Annotated in this window: 11 protein-coding genes; 4 read left to right on the forward strand and 7 right to left on the reverse strand. The window is 36.0% G+C overall.

The window, feature by feature from the left end; all coding sequences use genetic code 11:
- Nucleotides 1-40: 40 nt before the first annotated feature.
- Nucleotides 41-1,318, forward strand: a complete 1,278-nt coding sequence (locus tag ACEN2N_RS02010) for a replication-associated recombination protein A (RefSeq protein ID WP_441822750.1) — start codon at nt 41-43, stop codon at nt 1,316-1,318.
- On the opposite strand, the gene ACEN2N_RS02015 is transcribed toward ACEN2N_RS02010, so the two are convergent.
- From ACEN2N_RS02015 to radC, 6 genes are all read right to left on the reverse strand, one after another.
- Nucleotides 1,315-2,217: a hypothetical protein gene (locus ACEN2N_RS02015; RefSeq protein WP_441822751.1), complete on the reverse strand. Its 903-nt coding sequence runs from the start codon at nt 2,215-2,217 to the stop codon at nt 1,315-1,317. The two genes, ACEN2N_RS02010 and ACEN2N_RS02015, sit on opposite strands and share 4 nt — an antisense overlap.
- A gap of 77 nt (nt 2,218-2,294) precedes the next feature.
- Nucleotides 2,295-3,704: a DUF5723 family protein gene (locus ACEN2N_RS02020; RefSeq protein WP_441822752.1), complete on the reverse strand. Its 1,410-nt coding sequence runs from the start codon at nt 3,702-3,704 to the stop codon at nt 2,295-2,297.
- A gap of 29 nt (nt 3,705-3,733) precedes the next feature.
- Nucleotides 3,734-4,309: a hypothetical protein gene (locus ACEN2N_RS02025; protein WP_441822753.1), complete on the reverse strand. Its 576-nt coding sequence runs from the start codon at nt 4,307-4,309 to the stop codon at nt 3,734-3,736.
- 21 nt (nt 4,310-4,330) lie between these two features.
- The gene (locus tag ACEN2N_RS02030; RefSeq protein WP_441822754.1) at nt 4,331-5,020 is read right to left on the reverse strand and encodes a YjjG family noncanonical pyrimidine nucleotidase; all 690 of its coding nucleotides are present in this window, start codon (nt 5,018-5,020) and stop codon (nt 4,331-4,333) included.
- Entirely contained in the window at nt 5,013-6,260 is a 1,248-nt protein-coding gene (locus ACEN2N_RS02035; RefSeq protein ID WP_441822755.1) for a polysaccharide deacetylase family protein, read from the reverse strand. The genes ACEN2N_RS02030 and ACEN2N_RS02035 overlap by 8 nt, the downstream gene beginning before the upstream one ends.
- A 48-nt stretch (nt 6,261-6,308) precedes the next feature.
- Nucleotides 6,309-7,007, reverse strand: coding sequence for a RadC family protein (radC, locus tag ACEN2N_RS02040; protein WP_299321138.1), 699 nt, complete (start codon nt 7,005-7,007; stop codon nt 6,309-6,311).
- A gap of 62 nt (nt 7,008-7,069) precedes the next feature.
- Between radC and ACEN2N_RS02045 the strand changes: the two genes are divergently transcribed.
- The gene (locus ACEN2N_RS02045; protein ID WP_441822756.1) at nt 7,070-7,513 is read left to right on the forward strand and encodes a DUF1569 domain-containing protein; all 444 of its coding nucleotides are present in this window, start codon (nt 7,070-7,072) and stop codon (nt 7,511-7,513) included.
- 189 nt (nt 7,514-7,702) lie between these two features.
- Here ACEN2N_RS02045 and ACEN2N_RS02050 read toward each other — a convergent pair whose 3' ends face one another.
- Nucleotides 7,703-9,058, reverse strand: coding sequence for a UDP-N-acetylmuramate--L-alanine ligase (locus ACEN2N_RS02050; protein ID WP_441822757.1), 1,356 nt, complete (start codon nt 9,056-9,058; stop codon nt 7,703-7,705).
- A gap of 251 nt (nt 9,059-9,309) precedes the next feature.
- On the opposite strand from ACEN2N_RS02050, the gene ACEN2N_RS02055 reads away from it, so the two are divergent.
- On the forward strand, nt 9,310-12,162 hold the full coding sequence (locus tag ACEN2N_RS02055) for a gliding motility-associated C-terminal domain-containing protein (protein WP_441822758.1): 2,853 nt from the start codon (nt 9,310-9,312) through the stop codon (nt 12,160-12,162).
- Nucleotides 12,163-12,165: 3 nt separating this feature from the next.
- Nucleotides 12,166-13,119, forward strand: a complete 954-nt coding sequence (locus ACEN2N_RS02060) for a PorP/SprF family type IX secretion system membrane protein (protein WP_441822759.1) — start codon at nt 12,166-12,168, stop codon at nt 13,117-13,119.
- Nucleotide 13,120 lies beyond the last annotated feature (1 nt).

The following is a 13,120-nucleotide window of genomic DNA, read 5'->3' on the forward strand; positions in this document are numbered from 1 at the left end:
ACTTTTTTATTCTCATTTAAGTTTAGTATACTTTTGTACTATGAACGAACCTTTAGCAGAACGGGTACGCCCTAAAACATTAGATGAGTATATTAGTCAACACCATTTGGTGGGTGAAAAGGGCTCATTAACGCATCAAATTAAAAGGGGTATTATTCCTTCTTTAATACTTTGGGGACCTCCAGGTACAGGAAAAACCACTTTAGCTAATATTATTGCCGAGCAAAGCAAAAGACCTTTTTATATTTTAAGTGCTATTAATAGTGGTGTTAAAGATATTAGAGACGTCATCGATAAAGCAAAACAAGCTGGTGGATTATTTACTGCTAAAAACCCCATTTTATTTATTGATGAGATACACCGTTTCAGTAAATCTCAACAAGATTCTCTTTTAGCTGCCGTTGAAAAAGGATGGGTGACGTTAATTGGTGCTACTACAGAAAACCCTAGTTTCGAAGTTATACCTGCACTACTCTCTCGTTGTCAAGTTTATGTTCTAAATGCCTTCGGAAAAGAAGATTTAGAAAACCTCATAAAAAGGGCAATGGAGAAAGACACACTGCTTAAGTCTAAAAAAATTGAACTTAAAGAAACGGAAGCTTTACTTCGTTTATCTGGAGGTGATGGCAGAAAATTACTTAATATTTTTGAGCTAGTCGTAAATTCCGAAGCAGGCGACACTATCGTTATTACCAACGAATTGGTATTATCTAAAGTTCAGAAAAATACGGTGTTGTATGATAAAACAGGCGAGCAACATTATGATATTATATCGGCTTTTATAAAATCTATTAGAGGTAGCGACCCAAACGGGGCCGTATATTGGTTGGCACGTATGATCGAAGGTGGTGAAGATGTAAAATTCATTGCCCGTAGAATGCTTATTTCTGCATCTGAAGATATCGGCTTGGCAAACCCTACAGCTTTGGTAATGGCAAATACTACTTTTCAAGCAGTAACAGCTATTGGTTACCCCGAAGCGCGAATAGTGTTAAGTCAATGTGCAATTTACCTTGCAACCTCAGCAAAAAGTAACGCAAGTTATATGGCGATCGGTAAAGCGCAACAAGCTGTAAAACAAACCGGAAACCTTACTGTACCATTACCGTTAAGAAATGCACCTACTAAACTAATGAAAGATCTGGGATACGGACAAGAGTATAAATATGCCCATGATTATCAGAATAACTTTGTAGATGCCGAATTTTTACCCGATGAAATAAAAGGAACTACATTCTATAAACCTGGCAATAATGCCAGAGAAAAAGCCCTTAGCGATTTTCTAAAAAACAGGTGGAAGTCAAAATATGATTTTTAGAATTTGATATTTAGTTCTTCTTGAACCAATTTATCATTCTCATAATATTCAAAGACCCAGTTACCATCTTTTTGGTACACCAAACCATTTTTAGTATCGGTCTTGGCCATAAAGACATTATCAGCTGAGCTTTTTAATAAATTCATTCTAACCTTAGGCGAACTATCTACCAACTGATATCCATTATCAGTTGCTTGCGCATACCACATGTCTTTTGTACTTGGCTTTTTAAGTTCTAAACTTTTGAATTCAGGTTTTTCGATTTCTGTTTTCTTAATGTTCGATTCAACTGGAGTATTGTCTTTATAATACTGAGTTTTCTCAGTTTCTTCAGAAATTACTGTGGGTTCTTTTTTTACATTTACTTCTTCCGTTGCCTTTTCTGCTTGTAGAATTTTATAGGCTTTAGACACATCGAGCTTTTTAACGTCATTTCTAAAATTAACGGTTACTGTTTCATCTTTTTTGTCCTTGGCAGTATAACTATAATTCACACCGTTAAATGAGCGCATAGACTCTCTGATTGCTTCATTATAAGCTGATTTATATTCTTTCTCTTTACTGCTGCCCTGCATGGTACTGAAAACAATTTTATCATTACAATCTTTTAGGTTGATAATGGTCTTGGTAGAAAACATACTACTGTCATCTTTCAAGTCTGCAATTACACCTAGGCATCTATTAAATTTTAAATCTTCTGGCAATTGATCGTCATACACGGTATTAAATCCTTTTCCTGTAAAAAGATGCTTTACCAATGTACTAGTCTGGTATTCGTTCATATTCTTGAATGCATCAAACTTTTTTGGAACGATGACATACTTGTAATCATCTAAATTAGTTTGGGCAAAAGTAGAATATCCTATAAATGTAAATAGAAGTGCGATAACTGTTTTCAAAACGTTGTAAATTTTAAATTCACGGTAATATATGAAAAAAGCATGCCAAAAAAATAAAAAGTAGCGTTGAAGCTATGTTACTTTTTACGCCCCCACGATATAATGTTCACTCCGAATTGAAATGACGCATAGTTACTTGCTGCGATATTATTATAAGACAGCAAGTTATCTGCCATCATGTATAAATTAACAGGACCGGCTTGCAAGTTCATTCCTAGACCTACATTGGTATAAGAAAATTTATCGACCGTATATGTACCCTTAAGTGCTAAAATATTTCCTATTCTGCGCGTATAAAATCCGGTGAGTGCCATTTGCGGACCTCTTGGTCGATTGATTATGTAAAGTTGACCGCCAATAGAATTTCTATATTTTGTACGCAATTCTCCACCGCCAGAAGAACCGGCTGTACAATCGCAACTTTGCGACCCACCATTACCAAAGGGCTCACCAAAATCGTTTCTTAATGATGCATACAGTTTTGTCGGTCTGAAGGAAATATAGCTCTTTGTATCGGTTTCAAAAGGTAATTCAGCTTCGATCTCATCTACAAGATCTTGCCAAAAATCTCTATCGAGGTTAGCGAAATTATTTAAGATATCTATTTCAATACCTTCAACCGTGGTATTCCCTTTTAGGCTATAACTTTTTGGATCACTAGAATGATATATAAATCCGACATCTAATAAACTACCGGTTACTGTGGTACGTTCAGACAAGTGATATGTAAAACCAAAATCTAGACCTAAACCTAGATCACCGCCTAAAAGTGCTCTACTTATAATTTCATTACCTAAAGTTTCAGAATCATTGGCATCATCTAAAGCTTGAAACCCCGATGTTCGTAAAAGTAAATCGGCATTAAGATTACTAGCGATCGTGTTGTTTTGACCTTCTACATTACGTAAATGCCCGTTGTTGGTAGAAGAACTATAATCTGCTATTGCTGAATACAATTTAGCTCTTGCACCAATCGTTAAATTGCGGTCTATTATTTTATTGATACCGAAATGAAAAACATTAATTAGAGAACCACGAACTTTTAAATCACCCAAATCGTAACTTCTACCCAATTGATCTGCATTTCCATCAAATAACAAATAGGCATAATCTTGAGGCCAGTAGCTTATATTGTCTAGCTCAAGGTAACCGCCAAATGAATAGAATATATTCGGGTTCTCACTTCTGAATCCGCCGTTTAAATACTCCATTTGAATAGTAGTACTGAATTCGTCTTTAGGGGTAAGTACATCTAAAGCCCGCGCTCTAAATTTTACATTAATGTCAACACCATCGTTTGCGAAAATATCATTGATAGAAATCGCATTAAAACCTGCATACCCAGAAATACCAGATAACAAAGGCACCCCTGCATACCATTTAAAATCAGATTCTACACCAGGGTTAACAGATAATGATTGCGGTATTTCATTAAAATCATAAAGTATTTGCTTATTCTGAGCCTTAAGACTCAAAGTAAATAGCATACTTATAATAATAAGGCAACGGAATAATCTCATCGCAATTCTAATGTGAATTTTGCGCTAGAACGAAGCACTATTGAAGGGTCTGCCAAATTAGACTCACTACTGTTATCGCCAAGATTAATGGCCGTCAATCTAATTTTAGAAGTTATTTTTATAATATCGAGACTTTTACCTGTTGGTCCATAAGCCACATCTCGCATTAAGACCGACGTAGGTGCTGCATCCATATTAAAAACTTCGGTATCTAAAATATTCTCTGCCTCATCTAAAAATTCAAGTCTAATTTCTATGGGTTTGCTGGTCGTATTTTCTAACTCATAGCTAATGACGCCAGATATAACTCTTTTGGTAAAAAAAGGCTCTTCAAAAGCATCAAAATTAAATTCTTGGGTATAAAAACTTAATCCCGATACCCTATTAATTAAACTCTCTTGAGCTTTAACGTAAAAAATACTTGCTTCTAAAGTTGGCGTAACTGCCAAAGCATCTATCTGGTCAAAATCTTGATTCTCAGAACAAGAAGTTACCAGTAGAAAACCGAAAAATAGTAAAAATAGAATACGTACCTCTTTCATCGCCACTGCAGAATTTAAATGCCAAAGCATTAATCTATAGTAGTAGTAACTCTATAAAAACGATTTTATTTCTTGCAAATCATAAATAATTGGTGCTACAGTATGCGTTTTTTCTTTGTGGGCATTAAAGTGTATGGTGTGCAGGCCTACCGATTGTGCTCCCATAATATCAGCTTCTAAACTATCGCCGATCATTAATGATTTTTCTGGTAGTGCGTCAGCTCTGCTTAATGCCAAGTTAAAAATTATCGGATTGGGTTTTTTCACCCCAGCCATTTCCGAGTCTATAATCTGATCAAAATAGCTATGAATACCAGAGTTTCTAAGCTTCTTATCTTGAACTTCTTGAAAACCATTGGTAATGATGTGCAATTTATATTTAGGTTGTAAATAATCTAACACCTCGATAGTATTAGGAAAAAGGGTGTTGAAAGAGGATAAGTGATTTATATATTCTTCTGATAACAGGTTTATTAAATCATCGGAGGCAACATAACCCATAATATCAAAAACAGATTTTAACCGCTGATATCTCAATTCCGTTTTTGTGATTTTTTCTTCACGAAACAATTTCCAGAATTTCAAATTGGCAGGCATATATACTTCTAAAAAATCAGGAAGGGCTATGTCTAATTTTTGATCCTTAAATATCTTTTGAAATGTAAGTGCCGAGTTTTTATCGAAATCCCAAAGGGTGTGATCTAAATCAAAAAATACATCTGTTACCCTATTTTCAAACATGCTGTTGCTTTATTATTTCAGTGTACATACTCATCCAATCTCTATCTTCAGTGTTACCCAATACTTCATTTGAAAACATAGCGATCAGGGTTCCATTAACCTTTTTAACCTCGTTCGTTATTAGTTCAATTTGACGAAACACATCTTGATCTTTTTTTATTTTTGACAGCGATATATCATGAATCGCAAACGGATGCACTTTTATAGGCTGCTTTACTTCTAACGGTATATCGTAAAACTGAAAAGTAGTGCACGTACCCGCTCTAAACCCAAGCTCAAAGGTATAGCCCATGGTATAGTCATTGGTAAATTCGGCTGCAATTAAATTACGATATGTTTGTGGTACATCTACCCTATTATAACGCATTTTAGAGTTATTTACCGGTCTGTTAATCACTTCTTCTAAATTTGCCTTTTCTTTTTTCAAAAGCTCTAAATTTGTAAAAGAACTGTAACTAGCTGCCAATGATACCGGCACATAATCTGCTACATATTTTATAAGTGACTTAAATTTGATACTATTAGTAGATACGTTTTTATCATACTTTGAGTAATCTGCAAACTGAAAAAAGAAATTACATTTAACCTTGTATTTTTTGTGTAGTGCAATTAATTCTGCATAATTATCATAGGGGTCTTTCATCCTATTAAACCCTACTGCAATTCTATCAACGACTCTTTTAATCTTAAATGTACCTAGATCCATCAGCATACCAAACATCCCACGTACAATTCCCCTATTGGCGTAACAATGAGAATTTGCCACATCAATTACAGAAATATAATCATATGTTTTCTGTTTATGTTCTAAATCAGGAAAACGCTCTTTTAACGCATCCAAAAGTTTGAATGCCCAAATATCCACTACGGGTTTTTGAAGGAATCCGTTTTGGAAAGCAATACTATCTTTCGGAGAAAATCTACCGTGAATATCCTTTACATGAGGCAAGTACTCTTCATACCTTGAAAGCAGAAAAAAACTAGCGGCAAAAATATCAAACGGTAGGTTACTACGCTCCCCTGCCTGAAAAAAACAAGGTACATCTTCCCACGCCGCAATATTTAATTCAATATCATTAATGCCCTGCTCAAAAAGCAACTCGTTACTCCGAACAAAAAATTCATTCTGTAGTGGTTGTTTTGTATACGTTATTTTTGGCCCGGTATGTTTTATAAACTCCTCTACCTTAGTGGTAAAATCAAGTTCTACACCCAATATATTCACGAAGATATGCCTCATGATATAGGTAAGACGTGGTGTGATTTTATGTGTATAAATCAATAACATCTATAGAATTTTTTCATCTGCAAAGCTATAGTAACTTTTTTGGGTAATGATCAAATGATCTAACACTTTAATATCTAAAGTTTCACTAGCAACTTTTATCTTTTGAGTAATCTGTTTGTCTGCAGCACTAGGTCTTAATGTACCTGAAGGGTGATTATGAGCAAGTATAATTGCTACTGCGCCTAATTCTAATGCCTGTTTCATAACTATACGAACATCTACCAAAGTACCTGTAATCCCACCTTTACTTAACTGCGCTTTATGCAATACTTTGTTGGAATTGTTGAGAAAAAGAATCCAGAATTCTTCATGTTCTAAATCACCCAACAGCGGTTGTAAAATCTCGTAAACATCTTTACTACTCCCTATTTTTTCAATTTTGGCGGCATCTTCTCCCCTTCTTCTTCTTCCTACTTCTAAAGCAGCTGCTATGCTTACTGCTTTTGCTTCGCCAATACCTTTAAAGGTCATGAGTTGTTTTATAGAAAGTCTACCTAATTCATTGAGGTTGTTATCTACAGATGCCAAAATACGTTTAGACAGTTCAACCGCACTTTCTGATCTACTACCCGAACCTATTAAAATGGCAATCAATTCAGCATCAGATAATACCGAACGACCTTTATGTACTAGCTTTTCTCTTGGCTTATCATCATCTGACCAATTTTTAATAGATAACGAAGTTGGTTTATCATGCATTGGCTAAAGATACAGAACAAATTATTTTATGGTAAATTTACGCGACAATTAAAAAACCAACCATGAAATCGATTTTAAACGAAGAGGCGTACCTAGAAATTAAAGGTAGAATAGAGCAACTCTCAGAAACCTCTGAGAAAGGTTGGGGTAAGATGACCGTTGGGCAAATGTGTTGGCATTGTCAATATCCTTTAAAATTAGCTATTAAAAATACACCCAACACTTCTAAAGGCAATTGGTTCATAAAAACCTTCTTTAAAAAGTCGTTATATAATGATAAGCCATGGCGAAAAAATTTACCGACTGCACCTCGGCTAAAAACAAAAGAAGCTAAAGTGTTCAGTACTGAACATGAAACCCTCAAAACTTTGGTGAATGATTTTTATGCGGTTCGTAATCGTGAAGAATGGTATCCGCACCCTGCATTCGGACCTTTTACCAAAGAGCAATGGGGACAAATGCAATACAAACATTTAGATCATCATTTAAAGCAATTCGGAGTGTAACTTGGTTGTTGGTTGTTGGTTATTGGTTGTTGGAAAAAAACAAGTTCAAGTTCAAGCTCAAAAATCAAGTTCAAAAAGACTCAGTATTTTTTACTTATTACTTTGTACTCTTTAATTTATTTTCTTTCCTCTATTTTCTCTATTCCAACATTGTACCTCGTACTTTGTACTTAATACTGTACTTCCATCTTAACTCATCAACTGTTGAAATTTGTTCAAATCGAATCCGCCGTAATTACCTGAGCTCATAAGTAACAATGTGGTGTTATCGTACGGCTGACTTTCCAAGTATTCATGAAAGGAAGCTGCATCGGTAAATATCTTTAAGTCTTGTCTTTGAAAGGCTTCTGAAATTTGTTCGGGAGTAACTGCCTCTAGCTTCTTAATAGCTACAGATTCTGGCAAGAAGAATATAACCGCCTCGTCGGCAGCATCTAAAGCACCTTTGTATTCCTTTAAAAATTCAGGATTAAAACTACTGTACGTGTGCAACTCTAAACAAGCAATCAATTTTCTATTTGGGTATTGCTCTTTCACCGCTTTTGTAGTAGCAGCAACTTTACTTGGGGAGTGTGCAAAATCTTTATACGCAATACTTGAATTACCTTCAGCTATTTTTTCTAAACGTTTAGATGCGCCTTTAAAAGTTGCAATAGCTTCATAGAAATCATCTTCATCAACACCCATATTTTGGCAAATCCACTTTGCACCTGCCAAATTGCTTAGGTTATGTTTCCCAAAAACCTCAATAGGCATTGGTCCTTCATTCGTTTCCAAAAGAGTTTCTCCGTCTTCAACACTATATTCAGGTGTGGTATACGGTAATTTTCTAATGGCATTTTCAGAGGCTTCAACGATTTCTTTTACTGTTTCATCTTCTATATTATATGTTATGGAACCACCATTTACAATACTATCAACGAATATTTTAAACTGCTCTACGTAATTCTCAAAAGTGGGGAATACGTTGATATGATCCCAAGCTATACCACTTAACAAAGCAATATTAGGTTGGTATAAATGAAATTTAGGTCTGCGATCTATTGGTGAAGACAAATACTCATCGCCTTCTAGCACGATAAAATCATTATCTTCTGTCAAATGCACCATTCTATCAAAACCGTCTAATTGTGCACCTACCATATAATCAACCTCAATATCATGAAAGTTAAGCACATGAAGTATCATTGAAGTAATGGTTGTTTTACCATGGCTACCACCAATAACTACTCGGGTTTTATTTTTAGATTGCTCATATAAAAACTCAGGATAAGAATAAATTGTAATCCCTAATTCTTGCGCCTTCAACAATTCTGGATTATCAGCTTTGGCGTGCATACCTAATACAATAGCATCTAAATCACCAGTAATTTTATCAGAAAACCAACCAAACTTTTCGGGTAGTAATCCTTTTGCTGCCAATCTAGATTTAGAAGGTTCAAAAATAACATCGTCACTACCAGTAATAACATATCCTTTATGTTCTAGGGCCAACGCTAAATTGTGCATGGCACTTCCTCCTATTGCAATAAAATGTATTCGCATTCCTAAATTTTAGGTGGCAAAGATACGTATTGTGCATGTATTATTATGGAATCCACACAAAACTAGAGCCTATAAAATCCTTCGAAAAGAGACATTCTCATCGATGAAATACGTTAATTTTTAACACTTTTTATCACATTTGGTAGTATTCACCCTACATAATGATACTTTCACAACATATAATTTCCTACAAATATTAAGGGAAATACCTTTAAACCCTATTCATATATTTAACAACCAACCCCCTATTAATGAATAAATTAAAACTTAGGTTCTTTGCTGTTGTGATTTTTTTAATCGGTTTTTCAAACTTAGCCGAAGCACAATGTGCAGGTAATGATGCAAGCATAATAGTCTGTGAAAAAGATGCAGATGATGCAAATCGTAATTTTGCATTATTCCCACGCTTAAATGGCACACCTACAGCCGGTGGATCATGGTCAACCACGAACCCAGAAAATTTCTACGCATTAAACCAAAGCACCGGTATTGTAGATCTCTGGCGCATAAATAATTATGGTACCCATTCATTTGTATACACCAATACTGATTGTAATGAAAATGCCACTGTAACTATTACCTTAGGTGGTTACCCAGGCGAAGATAATATTGATGGTAGTGCGAATGCCTGTGGAGATGACAATAATGTAAACCTACACGGCTTTCTAGGAAGTAATATTGATGGAAAAGTACAAGATTTTAATGGTCTTTGGGAAGAAGACCCTAGTACCTTTACCGGTTTTTTAGAGGATAATATTTTCAATGCCCAAGCCGCTGGTACAGGTATATACATTTTCACCTACACGGTACCCGATGTAAATACTTGTGCAAGCAGAACGGCTACTGTCATTTTAGAAGTACACCCACCACCAAACCCTGGTTTTGCAACAAGCGTTAACTTTTGTGCCAACGATGATTTTTCACCCTATACCAATTTTGACCTCAACGGTCAATTAACGGGGGAAGACCCTAATGGAACATGGTCAGAAACCGGTACCAATCAACTAAGTGATCTAAACGATTCATTTATCGATATTCAAGACCTGTACGACAATTTCGGTTACAACTCATTCTCATTTACCTATACAGTTTTTCCTACACACCCAGTTTGCGAAAAGAGGGAAGTATCCGTCATTATCGATATTCTTCCTGTGTTAGTTGGAGATATTATTGCCGATGATATTTGTGTTGGACAGGACTATATAGTTGACCTAGAATATGATGCTAATCTTTTGCATAACGGATCTTTCTTGATAGGATATACAGTTGATGGTATTAATGGCGTCGCAGCCGCATCATTATCTGGAGGTACCGGTGACTTTATAGTCGATCCAGACCTAGTGCCCCTTAATCAGACGGTTACTTTAGAAATAATAGGAATTACAAGCGTTACACCTATTAGGGACGTGTGTTCAAGAGTTTTCGTGCCACCAACAACATTTTTGGTCGCGAGCTCACAAGCAGATATAGAAGATATTTGTGTGCAGAACGATGCCACCGTACAAATAACAGAAATACTTGACACCAGTGGTAATTTTGCCAACGGCACTTTTACTACGCAATATGTATTAATAAGACCAGATAATAGTACAGAGACATCTGCCTCTTTTGATTTAGAGTTTATAAATGGTAATGCGACGTTTAGCATAGCAGGCACCAATTTTTCGGAAGGTGGAGAATATGAAGTTAGACCTACCATATTAAATACATTTCCAACCAATTGTCCTTTAGCAGATATTTTTATCGTAACCCCATTACCAGATGCTATTCAGTTAGATTTGATTATAGACAACAATTGCGATGCCACACAGATAGATGTGCTTGTTGATGCACCTATACTACCAGACGGCACATACACTATAACATATGATGTTACCGAATTAGGTTCCAATACCGTGCTAACCACCAATACTATAAATTTTACAGGTGGTACGGCAGCCTATCAAATAGATGTTGATGCTTTACCAATTGGTAATTACACCGCAAGTGTTCGAAGTATTCAAAACGATACTACACCCTGCCGATTAGATTTTGAGTTCGAAGAGAGCGAAAATTTCTCAAGAGGCGGCGTACCTGAAGCTCCCGTAGCCGATGCCAGCCAGACTTTTTGTTTGAGTGATTTTAGTGAAGCACCTACATTGATGGATATTAATGTTACCGCAGAAGGCGATATCTTATTTTACGATACTGATACAGACACTAATATTCTACCGATTTCTACTACACTGATAGACGGTGAAGATTATTTTGTAACCAATAGCGACCCACTTACTAATTGTGAAGGTACCCAACGTGTTCAAATAACGGTCATTTTTAGTAATCCTGATGCTCCTACGAGTGATAATAGTACTCCGTTGTTCTGTGCAGAAACGAATCCGACGTTGTTGAGTATTACTGTAAATGTAAGTGCAGGCAGTTCGGTTTCATGGTTTAGTGCGCTCTCTGGCGGTATTGCTTTAGACAATGCTACAATTTTAGTCGATGGTCAAACTTATTTTGCTGCTACCAATAATGGAGGTTGTACAAGCACTGAGCGATTAGAAATTACGCCGACCGTAATTACCGTAACACCAACAGCTATTTCTTCAGATGTATTATCTGTTTGTGGTTTAGATGACCCTACAGTTGTAGCATTAAGAACCTTAGAAAACGAAACAGAAAATGAAGTATTCTGGTTTATAACAGAAACTGGCGGTACAGCGCTTACAGATGATATCCCTTTAGTAACAGATACTACGTACTATGCTGAAAATTATAATTCCGTTACCGGATGTTCTTCTGCAACACGTGTTCCTGTAACTGTAGATTTCAGCAATTGTGATCCCAAAAATTATGACTTTTTCATACCCGACGGGTTCTCACCAAATGCCGATGGCAGAAACGATACATTTTTCATTCCTAATATAGAAACCATATTCCCAAATTTCACTTTAGAGATTTTGAACAGATACGGCACAACTTTATTTACAGGTGACAAAACAAACCCCGCTTGGGACGGTAGAAAAGGATCATCTACGGCACCAAACGGAGTCTACTTCTATATTATCAATTATAACAAAGGCAATTCAGAACCTATTCAAGGTCGCTTATACTTAAACAGATAACCCATGCACAAGAAATTAACAAACACACCTTGGGGTATTTGCATAGTTATGCTTTTGTTCCTTTTAAAAACACAGGCACAGCAAGACCCGCAGTATACGCAGTATATGTATAACATGAATGTGGTCAACCCTGCTTACACAACCAATGAACCTGGCATGCTTAATTTTGGTACGCTATACAGAACCCAATGGGAAAATGCCGTGGGTGCACCAAAAACGCTGACCTTTTTCGCCCATACTCCGTTATCAGAAAAAATTGAAATGGGGGCATCTATTATATCAGATGATATTGGCGATGGTTCGTTGAAAGAAAATAACATTTATGTCGATTTCGCTTATATTCTTAAGCTAGATGAGCAAAGTAATTTAAGCTTAGGTCTAAAAGGTGGCATCACCACGTTCGAGACCAATTTTAACGGATTCAGACTACCAGATGTTCAAGATGACCCTGCTTTTAATGAAAATATGAATAACACCTTCCCAAATGTGGGTATTGGTGCATTTTATAATAGAGATAAATTTTACGCAGGTTTGTCCATTCCAAATTTATTGACTTCTAAACATTTAGAAAATAGAGATGGTCTAAACCGTATTGGGTCAGAAGCTATTCACCTTTTTGGTATGGCGGGTTATGTATTTGACATTAATCCTAACCTGAAACTAAAGCCGTCTGTATTAACCAAAATGGTATCGGGTGCACCAATTACTGCAGATGTCTCTTTCAACGCTTTATTCAATAATCGTTTTGAAGGTGGTGTATCGTATAGGTTAGATGATTCTGTCAATGCCATGTTCAATATTGCGGTTATACCTTCTGTACGAATAGGCTATGCTTATGATTACACCTTGTCTAATTTAGGCGCATTCAATAATGGATCACATGAAATTTTCGTGCTGTTCGACCTAGACCTTTGGGGACTCAAAAAAGGCTATGATAAATCTCCTAGATTCTACTAAA

This window comes from Maribacter spongiicola (assembly GCF_052119685.1).
Lineage (GTDB): Bacteria > Bacteroidota > Bacteroidia > Flavobacteriales > Flavobacteriaceae > Maribacter > Maribacter spongiicola_A.